The following is a 21,066-nucleotide window of genomic DNA, read 5'->3' on the forward strand; positions in this document are numbered from 1 at the left end:
CGTGCGCCTTGATCAATCAGGCACCGCCACATCGCCGTCCGAACAACACGAAGCGGTAGCCTCATGAATAGGACGGGCTAGAGGTTTGGCATTATATACTTGATTGCCAAAGACCTTCAGTCGATGAAGGGGCACTCCAAATTCTCTCAATCCGTGGGGCGTAGATTTGTCAAAAGGGCTCAGCGGTTCGACTATTAAATCGTGGTTCCAATACCGCTGCGAGCGCAAGACGCGCTATGAGCTCATGAATGCCACTGAGCGGGCTTCAATCCCGATTGGATCAGATACCCGCGAGCAGAGTTGGGCAATCCTCGGTGTAGACTACGAAGATCGAGTGGTGTCCAAACTAGCGAGGCAGCGGCAGGTTCACCTCAATGGGTCGGAGATTTGCCTCCCAACGGCAATCACCAATGCCTTCCTAAGAGGCGAAGGGAGCAAAACGTTTGCAGCTCAGGTGAATGTGCGCCCGAAACAGATTCCCTCTGTGTTTGGCGAGATTGCCGATTTCAACCTGCGAGACACATTCGCTGATCTCGTTCGCCGAGATTTCATCGATGGCAAACCGAGCTTCACGGTTATCGATATCAAGGCGACCCGCGCTGCTCGGTCTTTCCACAAGACCCAGGTTGCTTACTACGCGATTTTGTTGAGCCAGGTCCTTTCCGAGAGGAAAATCGAGGGAACCGTCTCCCAGTTTGGAGAAATCTGGCGAATTCCTGATAATGGGGATGCCTCTGGAGACGGCTACCAGGTCGACAGCTTCCCGCTTGCTCCATACATCCGGCTCGTCGAGAGCTTTGTCGGGCAGACGCTGCCCAAGATTGCCGCGCGAGAAGTGTCACCTGGCACTGACGAGACCTTTTTCCATCTATATTTCAAATGTGAGCAATGCGCCTATTTGACGCACTGCTTGACAGCAATCGATCCGGAAAGACCGCCCAACAAGCGGGACGTCTCTGCTGTTGCGGGTCTCTCACACGAAGGGAAGAGAGCCCTCCTCGATCACGGCATACGATCGGTCAAATCCTTGGCAGAGCGGGCGCAAGGCATCGGCAAAATGGATGGAGTCGGTTGGTCGCTTTCACGGCGAGCCGAACAACTGATTGCCCGTGCTCGCGCAATCAATGCCGGCCATCTTCAAGCTGGGGCCGAAGAGCAGACTTTTCTGATGCCTCCGCGTTCTGACGTCTCAATCTACTTGCTGGCCGATCATGATCCAGTCGATGATGGTCTGGCGACGCTTGGCTATCTATTGGTCCGAGATGGAACTGTTGAAGAGACCATCAAAGTTCTTCCGACGGCTGACAGGAAGGCGGAGGCCGATGCGCTGATCGAGGTGTTCTCGAAAGTTATCGCCGATCTCCAAATCGTTGACGCGCACAATCAGGCGCTCTCCGACGATGATTCAGGTGCCTTATTCGCACATATCTATCTCTATGAGCCGAGCGAGGCGAACGCGCTTCAGAACGCGGTGAAGAGACATCTGTCCGACGCGAGGATCAGGACGGGTCTCTTACATCTCGTCCGCATATTTCCACCTGAAGAACTGGTGCCAGAGCCCGAGTTCAGGGGCATGAACCATTTGCCTGCGACTGCGGTGAGGACAGTTATCGAGCAGCTATTCGCGGTCCCAACGGCGGTATCCTATGACCTGCGGCAAGTATCACAGGCGATGGCAAACGATGGGCTCATCCCAAAGCCCTATGCCCCTAGCGAACCATTCCATCGCCCGTTTTCCTCACTTCTTTCAATTGAAGTAACACGTGGAATCCGAGAAGGACGCAAGGACCATGTGGCCATAGCCGACGTCGAAGATGACGTTCGAGGCCGATTGAATGCCCTTCGCGAAATCGTCGAGTGGCTGCAGAAAGACAATCGCGACCGCACTGATCGCAGCGAGCGACCCACTTTGCGATTGAACAAGCTACCCTTCCGTTTGCAGGCAACCTTCGACCCGCTTGAAGCCGGTGACCTCGATATCCTTCGCGCTTTGGAATTGTTGGAGAATCGAGCCGGAATGCTGGATACGTTGATCCGTCTCGCAAAGCCGGCCTCGTCCCGGCGCGATAGTGGCAACGCAATCGGACCGCTTTTTCTTATCGGAATCAACAAGACCAAAATGGGCCGAGTCTTCGTGTTTCGACGACCCGCCGAAGCTATGGACGTTGATCTTGAGGGTGGGCTGGGCCTCGTCTTGAGCGATGGGAGCCCTGATGTACTCCTCGATCCGCGCCGATGGCCTGACCTGAGCTGCCAGCTGATGGATCCTGGACCGAACGATGACACAGGAATACTCAGGGTCGGTGTCTGGAATTCTGTCTTCGATAGTCCAACGATGAAAGACCTTGTGCGCCGCCTCGACAGGGATGGGTGGTGGATTGACCGAACATTCGTCGACTTTAATTCGCCCAAGGTGGCACGCTTCATCGACTATCTTGCTGGAGAAGCAGCATGAGTGTTCGCACTGACGTGCTGCGGTTCTTGCAGGAGCCGAAAGCGTTCTTCGATGATGTCAGCGATGGCGATGTTTGGCTCGCAGGCCTCAATGAATTTGCCATCCCCTCGATCGAGGAGAAGGGAGACAGGCATCTCCGGGAGGCTCAAGTCAGTGCCTGGGAAGGCCTCGCCCACAGAAAGACAGGATTGATCCTTGGACCGCCCGGGACCGGGAAGACGTTTTTGCTCTCCTGGCTGATTGCTGGCTACTGTGCGGCCCGGCGTAAAGCGGGGTTACCAGCCCGAGTGCTCGTCACGGCGTTCACTCGCAACGCGATCGGAAACGTTCTTGATGCTGTGCGGGATCGGCAAGTGCTGCATGATCCGAGCGCACCGCCACCGCTTTTCCTCGGATCGCCGCCAGCAGGAGGGCTCGCGGACGGCGTGCTCACCTACGGCGCAAAGGAGCAAGGTCAGGTCATCGACCACCTCAATGGCGGCGAAGCTGTGACGGGGATGACAGTCTGGTCTCTCTACAGACTTCTGACGACAGGTACTCCGCCGGGTGGCGATGGCATGAGCGCTCCGCTTTTTGACCTGGTCTGCATTGACGAAGCCTCGCAAATGGTCCTCGGACACGGTCTACTTGCTATGGCTGGACTGGCCGATGCGGGGCGCGTGGTGGTTGCAGGAGACGACCAGCAATTGCCGCCCATCAGAGCCGGTAGACCGGTAACCATCGAAGGTCGCGAATTGGGCGGATCGCTTTATGCGTTCATGAAATCGGTTGGTGCCGACGAATTTGCGCTGGAAGAGACCTTTCGTCTCAACAAACCTCTCACATATTTCCCCGAGAAGACCTTCTATCCCGGCAAATACGTGTCGCGTTCTGAAGCCAGTAAGCTTGAATTGCGCGAGGACTGGCAAGCTGACTTGTCACAAACCATACGCTTGGCGCTAGCACCTGATTATCCGCTCGTCGTCCTTCTCCATGATGGCCCCACTGCCGCTACCGCGAACCCGTTCGAAACACAGATCGCGAGTGAGATTGCAGCCGCATTTGCCCACCGCCTGACAGCTGATGGAACTCCGCCGTCCGATCTCTGGAGCAAACGGCTCGCGATCGTCAGCCCGCACAGGGCGCAAAATGCGGCGATTAGAGCGGGGTTACCTGACTCCATTCGAGCCGACGCGTTTGTTGAGACAGTCGATCGCATTCAGGGCAAAGAGCGGGATGCAGTCATCCTATCATATTGCGTGGCGGACCCAGAATTCGCACTCACGGAAGCTGAATTCATATTTTCGCCTGAACGATTGAATGTTGCGGCGACGCGAGCGGGAAAGAAGCTGATTGTTATTGTCAGCAAGCGCCTCCTGGAAGCCGTACCATCTGACCAGGAACTGCTCGATAAGGCAGAACTCTTGCGCGAGTTTGTGTTTTCCTGCCCCTCGATCGTGACCTCTCAGATACAAGGTCCCGCGGGACGCTCCGTAGCGATTGATATCAGGGCGAGGGGCTTCGATGACAACGAAGCCGACGTTGATCTGACGCCTGATCCGCCGCCGGTGGAAGTGAAACACGAGATGACCGACCTGGCACGAGGTGTCCTCGAAGTCATCAATCGGCTCGCACTCGACAGCGCATATGGAAATGCAGCCTTGTCAAAGGTCAAGAGTGCCATGGCCTTACCGGCTGAGCCATTCGCTGAAGCGTGCCTGCTTCATCACCTCGGATGGATTTCGTTACGCCAACAACCCCGGCGCGATGGCGGTGAACCCTTCTGGGTCGCAAAGCCATTCAAGGAAGCTCGCAAGGTCTTCAGTGTAGACTACGACACCGTCAAGAGCCGCATCGAGATGTGCGTGCGCGAGGCCAAGACCAGGCGCTATGCATTTTACACGGACGTGCGCGATCGCTTTGCTTGGATGGACAAGGAGCGCAACGATCTTTTGGCTCCTGTAATCAGTCGCCTGGAGGAAGAAGATTTCTTACGCCTCGAACCTGTAGGCAACTCGTTTGCGATCGTTGTGAAGGCACTTGCAGAACTCGATTCTCTGCCGGAGCCGGATGAGTTGGATGGGCTCGGCGACGAGGATTTTGCAGCGCTCAATCGCTTGGAAGAGCTCGAAGCAAGTCGCATCAATTTCGGGGTCTATGACAGCTGGGTGTCGACGGTCGAACTCGCTCGAGATCTCAAGGTCCCTCTCGACCAGTTGACCGCATCCTTGTCCAAGCTTGAGGCGCATGGCCACTTGCTTCTGGCGGATGAAGGCAGAGTGCGCAGTCGCTTCGCGGAGATTGGGCGAGAACTTAAGCACGTTAAGCAGCGCTTTCGCAGCGACGATGCAGACACACGCCCCTATTTGGTTCGGAGCCTAAAGGCCGTCCTTCGAGAGCGAAACAAACCCACCCGATCCATTCGTTTGGCAAGCGCTTTCGATCAGGCTTCGAAGGGCACCGATTCCTCGATGGGACATGCTCTTTCGGGGATGGCGCGCGTTCTGCACGAGTTTTGGAGCGAGGAAGCAGCCTTAGCGAAATTCCAGGCCGACAGCCTGACGAGTATCGTTGCGGCCTGGCGCGGTGAAGGAGAAGACGCTTTTTCGATCGCCGCTGACACAGGGTCAGGGAAGACCGAAGCTGCAGTATTGCCGCTGATCGCGGGAGCTTTGGCTGACGGCATCGACGGGGTGATGGGCACTCGTGCGATCCTAGCCTACCCACGCATTCGACTGGCCGCCAATCAGGCACAGAGATTGGCCCACTACTTGTCGATGTTCGGAGCCGACCAAGAACTCCCAAAACTTACCCTCGGCCTTCAAGTGGGTGAGGTTCCTTGGGACTTCGAACGAATTCCAGAAAGGCTTCAATCCCTTTGGAAGGTTGCAGGGCCGAACGCGTTTGTCTTCCCATTCTTTGCTTGTCCTAGCTGTCAACATGAGCTGATCCTTCGGCCAAGCGCAGGAGCCAAGGGCGCCGACCTCCTGGCCTGCAACGACTGCAAATGGTCATTTGATGGGTGGATCGGCTCGAAGACTCGGTTGGCCGAAACGCCCCCTAGCCTCTTCCTGCCGACCACCGATAGCTTGCACCAATGGCTTCATGATCCAAGATATGGTCGCATTTTTGGCGACGACATGGACTGTGCGGCTCCGCGTGCGCTTCTGGCAGACGAGATCCATCTCTACACCCATATCCATGGGGCTCAGGTGGGCCTTGCTCTCCAGCGCTTGGCAGCGCGTGCGCAGACTTCGAGAACCGATGGAAAGCCAATGCTGGCGATCGGGATGAGCGCCACGGTTGGCGACCCTGCGTCAGCATGGTCGAAGCTCATCGGCCGCGATCAGATAAAGGTCATCCAACCGAGCGAAGAAGATGCCGAACCAAACCCGAGAGGGCGTGAATACTTCTACTTCGTACAACCTGAGGTTGAATCTCGCGGAGCAGACATTGCCGGTGCATCTACGACCATCCAATCGCTTATGTGCATTGGCCACGGCATGCGACGACGAACTGGATCTGATGGCGGCTTTCGCTCCCTCGTATTCTTCGATTCAATCGACAAGATGCGGCGTCTGCACAGCGCATTTATCGACGCTGAGGAAGGAAGAGAGCTAGCTGCTTATCGCACCCGCGCATATGGAGATGATGCTGCCGGGGAGCCTCAGACAGAATGTTGCGGACAGCCGCTTGGCTGCGGAAGGTTCGCGGATGGGGAATGCTGGTGGTTTGCCGCAACTGACAATCGGCAAGTCGGCGCGAAGGGAAGAAGAACGCCGGGCCAACCGCTCGCGGTAGCTTCGTCGCCAATCTTCTCTGGTACTGGCGGTAACGCGGAACGCCTTGTGAAAGGCTCGGATGTAGTGTTCGCAACCTCCTCACTCGAGGTTGGGTACGATGATCCGGACATCACCCTCGTTTACCAGCACTATGCGCCGCTCAACCTCGCCAGCTTTGTGCAGCGAAAAGGCCGCGGCGGACGGGGCGCAGACGACCGGCCCACAACTGCGGTGACGCTCTCCATCTATTCACCTCGCGACAACTGGTGGTTCAATAGACCTCAAGACATGGTCTCGCCTGTCGGCTTCGAGGCTCCGCTCAATCCATCAAATGCGTACGTCCGGCGAGGCCAGGCGGTGGCGACATTGCTTGACGGGCTTGCTCGGTTCGAACGAAGGGGTGGAAATGCGCTCAATCAATTCGGACAGCCGAACTCCGATGCCTTGGCATCGGCAAAGGACTTGCTCGATGTCATGTTCGGTGGAGCGATCTGGGACGAACTTGGGGTAAAAGACGCAGAGGCGCTCTGGGCAAAGGCAACTGAGGAGCTTGACCTCACCACCTGTGACACCATCCCCCAAGTTCGGATGGCTCTAACATGGGTGCCGGGAGCACTGTTCGAGACCATCAACTTGCCGACACTCGACATCCTGGGCGAGGATGTTGTCGGGGGAGAGCGTCAAGACATTTCGCTGGCATTATCGACGGTCGCGCCAGGCAACGCTACGAGGCGCTTTAGCGGACATGCCGTCCACTGGATTGCGCCGAACGAAGGCAGGGCACCGTGGTTCGGCGAAAGCGATTACCTCGGGCGCGGTGGTCAAAGCCTGCGCGCATCGACGGAAGAGCTTCTAACCGAATTACCCATCGATGCCCGAGAGGCATTGGCAGATGTCCACGAAACTCTGTTCAGGCCGAAGGCTATCACGGTCAGTCGCCTCGGACGGATGCAAGGCGCTGAATGGGTCGGCGAGATCTGCCTGAAGCAAAATGACCCTCGCCAATGGACAGAGGTGACGAGGGATGAAACCTCTGTCCGCCATGATAGCCGGGGAGAACTAGCAGGCTTCGTCCTAGTTTCCGCCAACTGCGAACCCGCCGAACTTCTCTCAGTTGAGGATACCAATGGCAAACTCAGCAAGCTCGGCGTCTATCTGGCAGGCGTCACCGAGAACAAATCTTCGGGTCTCGACATTGCGAGAGTTTATTGGGGGGCCGACGCGGAAGTCCGCTTCGATTCACGAGAAACTGAGCCAGTCGCATTTAATCAGACCTTCGTGCATCCCAAGACGCAGCGTGCGTTGCTGCACGGCTACAAGGTTACCACTGAAGGAATTCGGTTCGAACTCGGAAAGGACGCCATCGATCTGGCTGTCGAAGAGACTTTCGCGAAAATGGAACGCGACCAGCAGGAGCGCCGCTGGCGAAGCGCACAGTTCACACGCTACCTGGTAGACAGTCGTGCCCGTTCTATCGGGATTAATGCCTACGAAGCTCGTCGCGGCGCAGATTTACTTGTGGCCGCTGCCGGCGACCCCGAGCTGCGCACCGAACTCGCCAAGCTAGTCCGTAGGCGCTGGGATGATCGGCGCTTTTCATCCCTGCTGGAGGACGCAAGGCAGCGAGTGCTTTCCTGCCATCCGATGATGACGCAGCGCCGAGTAGAGCGAACTGCGGGCTTGCTCGCCAATGCCAGGTTTCGAGACATGCTCGATCAAATTTTGACTGAAGTTGGCGATGAGCAAAGTATGCGCGGCTATCTAAGGAGTTCGCTGCTGCATGGCGTTGCACTTCGTTTGAAGTCAGCAGTAGCGATGCTTGGCGGAGGCGATGAAGGCCGCATGTTCGCGCATGTTCGTCTGCCCCTCCAATTCGGCCAGGATGCGGAAGATCTGATTACGGTTGCGGAAGCGGGCTCTCATGGAGACGGCACGATCAGATCCGCGGTTTCTCAAACGGACAAACTTATGCAGATCTGGTCGAACCACCAACTCTGCGAATGTGGCAATGCAGTCGAAGACGCGATGCTTCGAGTTTTCTGGAGCCTGCGTTCAAAGCACGACCAATGGCGCAGCTTCAACCCTCGCGACCCATCCGCGCTAACGGCGATATCGCAAGAGCTGAGACCAGGCGCCGATAGGCCGCTTCCGGCTTCGATTTCCCGTGTCTTGTTTGGAACCGAGAGCGTCGGCGCGGAGACATTTTCCCTATATGATATCGCGGAAGACGTTGAACAGGCGCGAGATCGGACCATCGAGAGAATGGGACGAATCCCGACCGATTGGGAGCTTGCCAGTGCCGCTGTGACTGATGCTGAAAGTGGGGCAAGCGGCGAGTTAGCGCGGTTGTTGGAAGCTTATGGCCTCCTCGACGAACCGGACGAGGAATCCTTTAGTCCCACGGCCAGGCTCGCGGAACAGGTTTTCCGTTTGGGAGCATCGCTTTGTCACGATGGTTGCAGGGCTTGTGTACACCAGTCGAGCGACCTCATGGGTGACTCCCTGGTCTATGCGAGCACCAGTCGGACACTGCTGGAACGCTTCCTAGCCTAAATGGGGCGAACTTTGAGGACATCCAAAGAACCATGTTCCTCAAGCCAAGCCCAAACTTCATCGGTCACGTGTTGCAAAGTTGCCTGTTCGTTTGCCAGAGCGTTGATAAAGAGTGCGACGTCCCCATCGCCCAACTCGTTTTCACGCTCAGCCTGTAGGGCTTCATAATCAGCAAACAATTGCTGAATTGTCGCAAGGAATTCTGAGGCCCTTGCTCCGTCTTGGACAGCAATAGCCTCTCGGCCACATTTCGCCATTTTGCTGCCGAGATCCGATTGCCCCAGCAAGCGATCGAGTAGGTCTCCAATCGGTATCAGCGATCGAAATTGCCTCTGGACAATGTCATCCCAACGGGCGCGGAGGTCTCTATCCAGTCCGTTCAGTTCGCGATTGAGATCCTGTTCATACGCGAAAACCGCCTTATCGAGGGCCGTGACATCGGCGGACTCCTCCAGCTGGTTGCCGACATCCCAAGCAAGCTCAAGCACGTCGCTCAGCTTCTCTGCTCGTCTCGATTCAGAGGCATAGTCAAGGCGTGTCGCGATCTCTCTCAGCGCCTCGATACGCTTTACCCGCTCTGCTGCCGACGCCAGACTTGTCGTCGCCTTTCCCAAGTTCTCGCCGAATTTTCGCTGCTCGACTGCTGTTGGCAGATCGGTCAGGAGATGTTCGAGTTCTGCAAGTGCATCAGACATCGACTATGCTCGCATCCTTAGTCCAGGCCGGTAGCCAATTTGATTTGCCGCCCGATCTCGTGAATTGCGGAGAGGGAAACTCCCTTTCCTGAAGCACTGACGCAGTCGCGCGCATGATCGCGCAACTCCTGGACAGCCTTTTCGCCTGATCGAGCGAGTTCAAGAATATCCTGAAGTTCGCGTGCTGGCTGTTCGGACAGCCAGGCAATTCGCAGCGGAAGCTTAGCCGGAATTTCATCGTCATCGAGAAAGGCGTCGATCAATTCTTCGACTGCAGGGAACCGCTCGGAGTTGCGCTCGATTGCTCGCGGCAACTCTGCCTTCCAGCTTGCAACCAATTCGAATGCCACGTTTGGAAGCAAATTCGACGACTGCGTGATTGCCTTGTCCAGTCGATCCAGATGGCTTTCGATTGAAGCCTTTCGCAGCAAGAAGTCGAGCGCTTCGGCGCGATCCTTGACCTGTTTGAACTCAACAGATGCGATCGTAGACCGGTTCTTGTTCCAGTAACCGGCCAACTCCTTGGCTTTGCGCATGTTCTCGGGCAGCCCGAGGTCGGCCTCAGGCGCTTCAACCATGAAGCCGCTGTCCCTCAATTGGATGATCGCCGCCAGGGTTTCGCTTGAATCGATCAAGCCAGGCGATTCCGTCGAGATGAGTTGCCTCAAGTCGACTCGAATGCGCTCGTGCCAGTTCTTGGTAGCGTTCAACCAGTCGTTCCACGGCTTGGAGCGCGCGCCAGGATCACTGACAGCTTCATCTTCATCACTGAGTATGTTGCGCAGTTGGTCGATCGGCTCTGCCTTCGGATCGAGCACGCCTCGCAGCCATGCCCGAGCCTGGAGAACCTGCGTCATGGCGCCGGCCGGAGACCAGATCTTACTGTCTTCCGTCAATGGCAGGCGGCGTTCGAGATAATCGACCGCGAGGGTTTCCAGGCGGCGCATCAGAATTGACAGGTTCCGAAGATGGAAAGCCCGATCCTCGGTACCAAGTGTAGCCCGGTCGATATCGAGAGTAAGATAACTTTCAAGCCCGACACGAACCCACTCTTCTGGCGGAATTACCAGATAGTCGCGCGATCCGGACGTGCTGCCGTGGAGCTTGACCATCTCCTGTGTGATGATCTTGTCGAACAGGAAGGGAGCAACGCCGGTCGAACGCTTATCGAGACTATCGACGAGTAAGTGCAGCAAGCCATTCCATTGGCTCGCGTTCTCAAGTCCTTTGCCTTGCACCCATTTGGCGAGATCGAGCCGCATCTGCTCGCGCTTGTTGCGAGTGGGCCCGCGGTTGCGAGGAGGGACGCTCGTCCGGTTCGTATTCCTCGAAGTGACCTCAGATATGAGACGCCGCCTTTGCTCACCTGGCTCTGCGACTTCGGTTTCCTTCGTTTCCTCCGTGGCTGGCGATGGTTCTTGAGAGGGAGGCGCAGGTGACGGGGCGACGGCTGGCCCAGCCATCGTCGCCTCATCTTGGCCAATCCAAGGCAGCCCAAACGCCTCGAAGATCGTTCGGGTAACGCCAGCGAAAGCGAGCTCGCCTTCGAGTTCGACCGTGTCAGCGGATTCTGGATTTCCCCAGTAGGTAACCAGCCGGCGGAATCTCCGCGCCTGATCATCGTCTTCGATTTGAGCGGCAATTATCTGCCCGAGACGGGGTGCCACAGCGATATCGGGCTTCCGTGACGGCTCAAACGCCGAATGCTCGATCAGAGGTCCAGGGAATCTCTGTTGTTCCAAGAGTTCCGGCTGCGAGAGGTTCGGTACAACAACGGCCTGCAATATACCGCGCGGCGTACGCCATGTCTGGCCATCATCATCCACCTTGAGCGCTTCGTAGAACCTCGCGAGAGCTGTTTCCGTAAAGGGGAATAGTCCAACACCTTCGCTATCGCCGAAAGTCTTGAAACAACTCTCCTGTTTAGCGCAGGCATTGCAGGGATTTGGCGGTGGCTCGAGCCCGCTTGAATCTTGGTTTGCTGTTCGCCAGGCTCTCAAGGCATCGGATCCTGCACGCACCGCGTTAAGATAGCGCGATACGAAGGCGACACGTTCTTTACCTTCCAGATCGTCGACATCGCCTCCGGCCATTTCGCCCAACCGGATCTCATGCGTGATCCGTTGGCGATAGTTGGCCTGAAGTTGTCTATAGTACGCGGGCGTAAGGCCAACGACCGAGATCAATGGACAAACGTCCTGCTCCGCCTCGTCTCCTCGTGCCGTAGCGTTGAAAACCAGCACGTCGATCAGGCTGTCATCGAGGCCTTCCCAACTTGTAATATCCTCTAGCAGAAGGACGAGGCGCATATCCCGGGTTGCCAACGCCTGTCGGACCTTTCGGAAAAGGGTCTTGAGACCCTGTGCAGAAACGCCAAGGACATTCTGGATTGCATCGTTTCTTCGGCGATTCAGCGACGCGATCAACTCCAGTGTGGTAGGAATTTCGTCCGCAATTTCACTGGCGATTTCGTCGGGAAGCCAGTTGTCGCGCTTTAGGCTCTTGATCTTGTCGGATTCGGTCGCGAGAGCACTACCGAGTTTCTTGGCTCCACCTAGGAGTTGTGACGCATATTTGTAGGCGATGTCTCCAAGTTCAGCGACGTCGAATACATTGAAGGAGGCGCTTTGCTGATCACGGTTGCCATCGGCTCCGTCCAGCAATGTCAGTATCCGAGAGGGAGCAGACCATTGGCTCCGTATCTGGCTGTTCCCGAGCAATTCATCTGGGCGATAGCGCTCGCACCACCGTTCGTCAGGCATCTCTTCCTCGAAATGCCCTGGGGCCATCATCGCAGAAAGCGTGTTCAGAAAGATATTGGCTCGCCCCTGCAGGGTCGCTCGCTGGGGCGTGCCGAGCCCTTCGAAATGCTCGTGAAATTCTTCAGGGAGACGGTCCTTTAACTGTCGCAGAGCTCCTTCGAGACTCCCGTCTGCGCGTCTCAGAAGGAGCTTTACGTCTTTACCTTTCGGCCAATTGACCGAGAGCCATCGTATCAGGTGTGACTTACCTGATCCCGGCTCACCCTGAACCACACAAAAAGCATGCTCTCTATCGGGATCGGATAGGGAAGTGAGTACCGCCTGCTCATCTGCCCCCTCCAAGTCCGCCGCGCTGGTGCCACTGACCTCGAAACCATGGATTGGCGTATGTGTCGCGAGAAAGACTGCATCATCGCCCTCAAGGGCTTCTGTAACCAGCATCGAGCGCGTTTGTTGTGCGGTCCAGCAAACGCGGAAAGGATGTTCACTCATCAGTGCTTCACCTCGGGCCAGATTTCGACCTCATCGAAGCTTACGCTGCGCGTGGTCGGATCCGGGCAAAGCGAGATTGCATCGGCGGTATCCCGCGACAGCTTGAGCGAGATCTTCCCTTCCGAACTCAGGTCCCGCAGAGCGTTGCTCAAAACCGCTGAAAGCGTCCTGGTGTCTGCGGTGTAGCCTTTCCTTGCGCATGCCTGCCTAAACAGTCGCCCCCTATCCAAGTAAGGACACCGGTTCGCCAAGAGGTCAACAAAGGCTCCGGCCGGCATGGAAGTTTGCTCTTCGACGCCGGCTCTCCGCATCTCAATCTCGATCCGCCTCGCCGGCAAAGGATAATCCACCAGCCTAGCGTCAGGCATCTTGACGCTCAGTCCCATGAAGAGCAGCCAACGTCTCCACGCAGGGACTTTGGTCGGATTCATTAGCCGCCCGTCCTCGTCCTCGCCGACCAATCCAGCATCCACGAGATCGGCGAATTCAGCAGCCCCCAACTCATAGAGCCAGCCCAAATCACGCCGGGAATGGCTTTCGACCACCAGCCACGCATAGGCTTCGGCGATGACCGCTTCGATATTGCCTTCATCTCGACTGCAAAGAAAATCGTGGACGTAGTCCGCCAACTGCGCCGGTGTCTTTAGCTCGCCCACATCGTGCAATTGGATCTCGTCTCCATTGCGTTCGACCAGTTCCAGCGCTGTCGCGGCCCCTGTTCCGTTTGCGGCATTCGTCGCCTGAGCCGCGACCTGCTGCCCTCCAGCGGAATAGCCAGGGTTTAAGATGGAAGAAAATTCACCGCGCGGAAGTCTCCCACCCAGAGCGCCTAGTCCCGCAATCAAAGACCAGACACGCTCTGGCGTACCTTGAGGGTTAGAGAGAATACTCATTCCTAGAACTCAGCCCCCTGCCAAAGACATGAGAAATTCTTGTGAGATTGGTGCGTGATGGGAAACCCACTGGTCAAATCTACGCCCACGATACTGCCTGTCCCGCCTTGCAACGACAATAGAGGTAAATGCCGCATCCTTAGCCCATTGAACAAAGCGTTCTACGTGCCACCCGTTTCTTTCATCAGGAGAGACGAGCAATGCGGTCGGCAGATTGGCAAGTTTGCGGCCTTCGGTCCATTCATCCAGTGTAAGAATAAGTCCGAGCACTTTAGGATCTTGACCAAGGGCATCCGCAATCCCCTCGGCGAGTTCTGCATCGACCACAAATTGCTGGATCCCGATGCTCGTGATTGTGTGGACCAGCGCTGGCAAATTGGTCTCAAGAGTACGATCCACGGGTTCGACCAAATGCACGCCATGAGAGATCTTCGAGTTTTCGAAGGCGGGCGTGTCCTGCCAGGCCGCCTCCAGGCCCATGGCCTCAACATGCCGCGGGGGCCTGATCATCTGATCTCTGCAGTGAGGACAACGACCGCAACTCGGCAGGCAGGTATTGGGCTCGATGAGCTCGAAGGCTGTCCTCACCATGCATGCATCAAGCGGCTTGCGGACGAGATTGAGCCAGGGTGTTAATTCGTCTCGTGCGTTGGCCACTTCTCGATCGCGATGCTCATAAATCTTGTCCCAGGCCGATGTAGGGTCATCCGACAGAAGGCCGCCGTCACTGATTTCGATCTCCCATACGCGCGCTTCGTCACCGCCCTTTGGCTTCACGGCTTTGATTGAAATGACCTGAGCGCGCTGAAGAAGCGTGAGCAACGCCATGTTCCAATTTCGATTATAGTCTGTCGATTCTGGCCGAAGGCCCTCTCTGATCGCGTTGAGGTCGACGCTCATGTGCCATTTGCCGCCCACCCAGCCTTGGTCCGTTGCTGAGGATCGCATCGCCGCCCATCGCTTCTCGGCCAACTCGCGCGTCAACCAGCCGCCAACGGCCATCCGTCGAGCCGTTGAAACATCATCTCCGCCTTCTCTAGAGCCAGTAAACAGCAAGGCGGCGAATGCTTGCCCACCATCGCGCGCGGCGCGACCAATTTCCTGATACCAGCGTGCCGCGCTCTCCGGCAGGCACGCATGAATGACGGAACGGACATCGGCCTTGTCGATGCCGATACCAAAAGCAGACGTTGCAACGATCAGATCGTAGTGATTGTTTGACCAATCCTCGATGATCCGCCGTCTATCTGCCGAACCCGTGTCACCCGTGAAGAGAGCCATCTTTTGATAGCCTCGATCATCGGACAACCATTTGAAAATGCGTTCTGCGTCGACCACTTCGGTCGTGTAAATAATTGCAGGGCGAGGGGCACGATCGACCACGAACGACAGCGCTTCCTGCCTTTCCTCGTCTGAACTGCACTGGCTAACAACAATATCATGTTCGTAGCGCGGGACCCTGGCGTCGATCTCCAGCCAGTCGCCGGTTAGCGACCAATCGCGCCGCAGGATTGCCCGTGCTGAAGGTGGCATGGTCGCGGACAGCAGCACCGCACGTAACTCGGGGTTGGATCGACGAAGCTCCGCGAGCAATCCGGGAAGGCGTTGGAAGTCGGGACGAAAGCTTCTGCCCCAACTCTCAATTATATGCGCTTCATCGACAAATAAGTGGGTAAGGCGGCCGTTAAGTCCAAATGCGGCGGCTTCAGGCGAAGCGACCTCTACTAATCGACTGACAATATCTGAGCGGAGTGCAAGCTCTGGCCCCAGCAGCAAGATAGGGATTTCTCCGCGCCTGAATGCATCGACCACATCTCGGATACCTTCACTGCCGAGATCTCCGATCAACGCGCGGCTACCCTCCAAACCCGGGATTCCCCGCAAAGTTCGCTCATGGTCGAGCGCTAGCGCTATTGTCGGTGTCACAACGACTACGCACGAACCCACGTGCGATTCCCTTCCGTGAAGGGCTGCCAACTGAAACATCAAGCTTTTGCCAGCGCCTGTCGGGAGCGACACAAGCAATCCCGATCCAGCAGGGGCAGTAAAGAGAGCCCGGACCGCGGCCTTTTGGGAAAGCGATCGATAGCCGGGAAGACTGGTCAGACGACGCAGAATGCCATCGCCGACACCTTCCTCAAGATAGCGTCGACTCTGGGAATCGACGTGGATCTGAGGCCACCAGGACGGTCCGTTCTCGTCACGTATCCGGATCGCGCTTGGACCGATCCTAGCGAGACCAAATCGTGCAAGACCCTCATCGCTGAATCCAGAAAACTCGTGATCGTCAGATTCAAATCTTCCACCACTCAGCCATGCCAACGTCCGAAGCAATGCAAGCCGATCACACTCGCTGGTGCTCCGGTCCAAGGCCGCCAGAGTTCGCGTTCTCAATGCCGGGGCCCATGCCTGAGAGAGCCATGGATTGTAACGGGCAGGTTCTGATCCAGTGCTCATGGCTCTCACTTCTTCCAGAGCCAAACACAAAAATCAAAGCATCATCGCCACATCCTGTTGAACCAAAAGAGGATTGGCCCAATGATCGCGACAAAGGGCTAATCAGGCTGCTTCTTCAATCTTGGACCATGTGAAAGATAGCGCTCCACCTTCTCGATAGTCCTTCTACGCGGTCTGCGACCAGCTCGTAGGTCAAGCACGAAGCGCGGATCGCCAACCGCCCGACGACCGAACCGTGTCGCCGACATGTGCGATTCCTTCAAATGACGCTCAATGCGATCCAGCAATTTCATGGCCTTCCTCGACTCACTCAGCACTTGTGTTCCTGTTTTGTTCTTAGTAGGAAGGTTCCATCGAGTCTAGGAGATTTCCTTCTCTCCTCAGACCGCCAGAAGGAACGACACGATGGAACATGTCAGAGAGGAGCTTGATCGCCTGATCCAGCAGCGACGGCTCGGATATTCCTCGATCTCGCGGATGATCGGACGAAACTCGTCTTACATTCAGCAGTTCATCAAGCGCGGCTCGCCGCGCAAACTGGATGACGATGACCGTCGCACGCTTGCCAGTTTCTTCGGGGTCGACGAGCAAGTGCTTGGCGGACCGCCTGTGCCCATGCGTGACGGGTTGATCGAGATACCCGTGCTCAATGTCGATGCGTCGGCAGGCTTCGGAGCGATTGCTGAAAGCGAGACCGCCCATACCCGCTTCGGTTTCGACGAACGCTGGCTTGCCAGGCTCACCAGAGCAAAGAGTGCCAGCCTTTCGATCATCCATGTCCTGGGCGACTCCATGGAGCCGACACTCAGCGATGGCGACGAAGTGCTCGTCGATGCGTCGGACCAGGGCTCGCGGCTACGTGACGGCATCTACGTCCTGCGCGCCGACGATGCGCTGGTGGTCAAGCGCGTGACGCTCAAGCCCGGTGGCCGCAAGATCACCATCAGCAGCGACAATTCGGCCTATCCCAGTTGGGATGATGTCGACCGGTCCGAGATTCAGGTGGTCGGCCGTGTCATCTGGTTCGGACGCGCTGTCTGATCCTACCGGATCAGAACCCCGCAAAACGCGCGCGATGCTTGGCAACGAAGTCCGGACGGGGGTGATCCCTCGGATCGACCGGAAGCCTGATTTTCTGTCCAGAAGGCGGGAAGAGCTTCAACAGGTCGGACGGCACCTTGTTGTGCGATACGAGCAGGCAAAGGTTGTCGTCGAATGTGATGAGATGCCGGTCGAACAGCCAATGGGCCGTAGCCGAGAGTGCCACACCGTTGGGTACGACGTCGGGTCCGCCATCGGCGACGGACCAGATATGGGCCGCCTGTGCCTCCGCTTTCCCGCCACCATTGATGATCCGCAATCCCGTGACGGCGCAGGTGCTGTCATAGGCATCGAGAACCTGATTGCGGAAACTGGCTGCACGGATTTTCTTGTTCACCAGGATCTGCTCGATCCGGCGTTCGCCAAATTCATCGGCCAGCAGCGCGGCGGTTGCATCGTCGATGTACCGCTCGTCGAGCTCGAGCCTGATCCGGTTGTCCGGGTCGAGCGTCTCGCTCAGCCCCTGATTGACGATGGCAACGAAATCATCGCCATCGAGCGTGCGCACCGATTTGCCGCGGAGCGTCCTTCCGGCATCGCCAGGACGGGCCATGTCGCGAAGGAAGCGCTCGGCGAAGCGTCCGTCCTTATCGCGGTAGGACACCGCGTCATCGAAGGGTAGATAGTCCCTGACGCGCGCATAGTAATGGGTTGGATCAGCCTCATCGGGATCGATCCGCTCAACGAAAGCGGTCGCGATGTAGGCCATCCGACCGCCGGATACGCGGGTTTCGCGGTAGAGGATCCAATCGTTCTCGAGCTGGCGGGCCTGAGGAATATATTGCGAGGGGAAATGATATCGCTCTGTGATGAGGTCGTCGTAGCGCGAATTGCCACTGATCTCGAAAACACCCTTCACTGGCAACGCTCCGCACTTCTCTCGAACAGGCATCGTGCCTGGTAACGCGGAAATCGTCCAGGCTGTCGGTGATCAAATGCCTATTTCAAAAGGCTTTACCCTTTCCTTTGTCAGTTCGGGCTTGTCACTTGCAGGCGAAGCGCTGCCAACATCCTTGTCGTGTGAAAGGCCCTTGGCCGCTGCCGCCTTAAGCCTTTGCGTTACTTCAAGGGCCGAAGCTTTCTCGCCGCTGTTGGACTTGATGGCCCGACCAAGTTTCTCGGCATTGTCTGCAATCAGCGTAAGGCCGTCGCGAAGCCGGGTGACCGTGACCAGGAAGGTCTGCCGATTGGCGAGATTGCGCTCGCGACTGTCCATCACCGCGATCCCGCGATCAGAGGTCAGTCCCTGCGCCATATGCGCATTGAGGGCATAGGCGAGGTCCATGCGTTTGAGCATGGGGTCGCCGCGGCTCAGGCGGAGCTCCTTGCCCTCAGATGTCTCCACCAAGACGCCCTTTGCGTCGATGGCCACGATCCTGGCCTGGTCGGCGTTGAATAGCCCGCGCTTGTGGTCGTTGTCGGTCCAACGGATCTTGTCACCCTCAACGATGGACAGCGATTTGCGTTCGAAGAGCGACAGCCGACTATCGTCTGCGCCCGGCCGCAATCGCGCGGGATTGAACTTCCGAACCCGCCCCTTCCGGTCCTCAAGCACGAGCTGCTTGCGCGCATGATCGATGGTTTTGACGGTGTAGTCGCCCTTGGAGAGTTTCTGGGTGCTGTCGCGCGAGCGGAAGTTAAGGACCATGCCTGGTTGGTAAGTGCGAAGATAGCGCAGCTCCTCGTGTGTCACATTCACCCGCGAATGAACGGTTAGCCGGCCCGATCGTGGGCCGAGCTCGCCGTTGGCCTTGAGTCCGCACTGCACAGCATCGTTGACCGCAGAACGTAAGGCCCGTCCCGACGCGTAGATCGACGTCCGATCCCGATCCGCTGGGCTAAGCGAAAGCCACTTTTCGGCAGCAACAATCGCGCTGTCTCCGCGAGCCTCGATGGTTGAAGGAGCAAGCGCCCGGAGCGCATCGTCGATGCGTCCTTCCTGCGCGGCGGCCTGGGCTCGCCGCAGGATGGGATCGCGGCCGCGCAAATTCACATCCATGTTGGCGCGCTCGATCCCGGCCTGCTGTACGAGGTCGAACGGCTTACCGGCATCGACGGCGCCTAACTGTCGCTTGTCGCCGACGAGAACCAGGCGCTGGACTTCGGCAAGGTTCGCCAGCCGTACCAGCTTGGCCTTGTCCTCGTTCGACACCATCGACGCCTCGTCGAGCACCAGGACATGGTCTCCGAGCGCGCTCCGAGCTTCACTCAGCAACGTGGCATTTCCAGGCTCGTGCAGAAGCCTGCCCCATTGGGCGAGAAAGCGAGCGATGGTCATCGAACGGATGCCGGTGTCGCGCTCGAGCATCTGGACGAGCGTGTTCTGCACCGCGAGCCCCAGTACCTGCTTGCCTTCCTCGCGGAGCAGCTGGGCAACCGGCTTCATCATGCTGCTTTTGCCCGCCCCGGCTATGCCCTGGATCGCTACGATCCTGTCACGCGACGAAAGGACAAGGCTCGCCGCATCCTCCTGCCCTTCGTTGAGCGAAATTCCGTGGTTGAGCGCCGCAACAGCCTGAACCCGTTCTGCGGCGTCCGGTCGATGCAGAATGGGCAACACCGCACCTTGTCCTTGGTCGACATTCGCGAGAATGGTGCTTTCAAGGTCTAGCGCCTCCCGGCTCGCCAGCCAGCCTTTGTGCTCGCCTTTGCCGGACTCGAGTGCGCCGCTTTTGACCAATGCGTTCACACGGGTTTCGATGTGATCCACCGTCGTCGGCAGCCCAAAATCGAGCGCCGCCTTCAGCAATCCCTCACGCGGGAACGCTGCCTCGCGCTGCGAGAGATGGCGTACCGCGGAAGCCACGGCCTGCGCGGCCGCAATGGTCGGTGCATCCTGCTTGAGGACATGGGCAGGGATCAGTGGATCAGCCGGATCGCCCTTGATCCGCTGCGCGAACTCTCTCAGCTTCGCAATTCCACGCTGAAGAAGGCTGCCTTCTTTCGAGCTGGGAATGTCCTTCGTTGCAGCCCGCATCTGCGACGCATCGATCAAGCCGGCAAGGTCAATGCCGACTTCCTGGGCTTTCTGCCGCCATGCATCGAGAAGGCCTTCCCGGTCCCTGACGGGCGCCTTACTTTTCCTTGTATCGAGCACAGCAATGTCGCGGGTTTTCGGAGTGTTCTCACCCAGCTGGCGTACCGCGTCGAGGACTTCTTCGCGCCGCGTCGAAAAGGCCATGACCTGCTCACGGACAATGCCCGCTGCTTCGAAGTTGCCATGCTTTCCAACCGGCCCTGCTTCGTAACCCATCTTCTCGACCGCCAGACGAAAGCGCGCCATGGTCATCGAGTTGAGGAGGGTGTTGAAAGACCAAAGCTTGTCGTTGCGAAGCGCGCGCCACTTCCCGTCGCTGCCTTGCGTGACATTCGCCACGACCGCGTGAAAATGCAGGTTTGGTTCCTGGTTGCGGTTGGTGTCGTGCTGGAAAAGACCAATCGTCAGATTATCTGTCGCGACCTTCCCGTAGCCAGCCTGACTGCCCATCCGGGTCTGCGCCGCGTTCTTTTCTGCCCAGCGCAAGGTCTCGATGACGGCCTCGCGGTACGCATCGATAATCCGCTGGTCCCCGCCCACCAGCGCGAGCAGCGACCAGCTTTTCGGGAGTGAGAATGTGAGGTCGGTTCCCGGCCTGCGGGCCTGGCCCGCGTTGCCGACCTGGATACCACCGGGAAGTTCTCCCCGCAGCAAGGCATCGAACTGCTCAGCGCTGACGCGACCCTCAAGGCCAAGTCGTTCCGCTCCCTTCCCGACCCAGGTTCCGGAACGATCGGCATCGGCACCGGTGTAGTAATTGTCTGCCGCGAAATAGCTCGCGGCGGCGGAAGGGGAGCGCACATTGGCGACGGAAAGCATTCTGGCTGGTCCTCGTCACGGCTCCCCTCGCGGCCGAGTAA

At 57.7% G+C, this 21,066-nt stretch carries 9 protein-coding genes; 3 read left to right on the forward strand and 6 right to left on the reverse strand.

The annotated features are described in order from the left end of the window. The first annotated feature begins 244 nt into the window (after positions 1–244). Entirely contained in the window at positions 245–2,455 is a 2,211-nt protein-coding gene (locus Q0897_RS14495; protein ID WP_299310111.1) for a hypothetical protein, read from the forward strand. Next, positions 2,452–8,769, forward strand: a complete 6,318-nt coding sequence (locus tag Q0897_RS14500) for an AAA domain-containing protein (RefSeq protein WP_299310112.1) — start codon at positions 2,452–2,454, stop codon at positions 8,767–8,769. The genes Q0897_RS14495 and Q0897_RS14500 overlap by 4 nt, the downstream gene beginning before the upstream one ends. Here Q0897_RS14500 and Q0897_RS14505 read toward each other — a convergent pair. Genes Q0897_RS14505 through Q0897_RS14520 form a run of 4 tightly spaced genes read right to left on the reverse strand, consistent with a single transcriptional unit; the run spans position 8,766 to position 16,068 of the window. After that, positions 8,766–9,464 (reverse strand): hypothetical protein, encoded by a 699-nt coding sequence (locus Q0897_RS14505; protein ID WP_226792107.1) that lies wholly within the window; start codon positions 9,462–9,464, stop codon positions 8,766–8,768. The genes Q0897_RS14500 and Q0897_RS14505 overlap by 4 nt on opposite strands. A gap of 17 nt (positions 9,465–9,481) precedes the next feature. Next, a complete protein-coding gene (locus Q0897_RS14510) occupies positions 9,482–12,718 on the reverse strand; it encodes a hypothetical protein (protein ID WP_299310113.1) in 3,237 nt (1,078 codons plus the stop codon). Beyond that, the gene (locus Q0897_RS14515; RefSeq protein WP_226792113.1) at positions 12,718–13,611 is read right to left on the reverse strand and encodes a hypothetical protein; all 894 of its coding nucleotides are present in this window, start codon (positions 13,609–13,611) and stop codon (positions 12,718–12,720) included. Before Q0897_RS14515 ends, Q0897_RS14510 begins: the two co-directional genes overlap by 1 nt. Before the next feature lie 9 nt (positions 13,612–13,620). Continuing rightward, the gene (locus Q0897_RS14520) at positions 13,621–16,068 is read right to left on the reverse strand and encodes a helicase-related protein (protein ID WP_299310114.1); all 2,448 of its coding nucleotides are present in this window, start codon (positions 16,066–16,068) and stop codon (positions 13,621–13,623) included. A 405-nt stretch (positions 16,069–16,473) separates the two neighbouring features. Here Q0897_RS14520 and Q0897_RS14530 point away from each other — a divergent pair, with 405 nt between their 5' ends. Further along, on the forward strand, positions 16,474–17,109 hold the full coding sequence (locus tag Q0897_RS14530) for a S24 family peptidase (protein ID WP_160484440.1): 636 nt from the start codon (positions 16,474–16,476) through the stop codon (positions 17,107–17,109). Between the two features lie 10 nt (positions 17,110–17,119). Here the strand turns inward: Q0897_RS14530 and Q0897_RS14535 are convergent, their stop codons facing one another. Beyond that, positions 17,120–18,028: an HNH endonuclease gene (locus Q0897_RS14535; protein ID WP_299310116.1), complete on the reverse strand. Its 909-nt coding sequence runs from the start codon at positions 18,026–18,028 to the stop codon at positions 17,120–17,122. A gap of 72 nt (positions 18,029–18,100) precedes the next feature. After that, on the reverse strand, positions 18,101–21,025 hold the full coding sequence (gene mobF / locus Q0897_RS14540; protein ID WP_299310117.1) for a MobF family relaxase: 2,925 nt from the start codon (positions 21,023–21,025) through the stop codon (positions 18,101–18,103). Positions 21,026–21,066 lie beyond the last annotated feature (41 nt).

This window comes from uncultured Croceicoccus sp., from assembly GCF_947496385.1.
Taxonomy (GTDB): domain Bacteria; phylum Pseudomonadota; class Alphaproteobacteria; order Sphingomonadales; family Sphingomonadaceae; genus Croceicoccus.

Coding starts and splice junctions, on each gene's coding strand:
- Q0897_RS14495 (WP_299310111.1), top strand. CDS start 245: ATGAATGCCACTGAGCGGGCTTCAATCCCGATTGGATCAGATACCCGC.
- Q0897_RS14500 (WP_299310112.1), top strand. CDS start 2,452: ATGAGTGTTCGCACTGACGTGCTGCGGTTCTTGCAGGAGCCGAAAGCG.
- Q0897_RS14505 (WP_226792107.1), bottom strand. CDS start 9,464: ATGTCTGATGCACTTGCAGAACTCGAACATCTCCTGACCGATCTGCCA.
- Q0897_RS14510 (WP_299310113.1), bottom strand. CDS start 12,718: ATGAGTGAACATCCTTTCCGCGTTTGCTGGACCGCACAACAAACGCGC.
- Q0897_RS14515 (WP_226792113.1), bottom strand. CDS start 13,611: ATGAGTATTCTCTCTAACCCTCAAGGTACGCCAGAGCGTGTCTGGTCT.
- Q0897_RS14520 (WP_299310114.1), bottom strand. CDS start 16,068: ATGAGCACTGGATCAGAACCTGCCCGTTACAATCCATGGCTCTCTCAG.
- Q0897_RS14530 (WP_160484440.1), top strand. CDS start 16,474: ATGGAACATGTCAGAGAGGAGCTTGATCGCCTGATCCAGCAGCGACGG.
- mobF (WP_299310117.1), bottom strand. CDS start 21,025: ATGCTTTCCGTCGCCAATGTGCGCTCCCCTTCCGCCGCCGCGAGCTAT.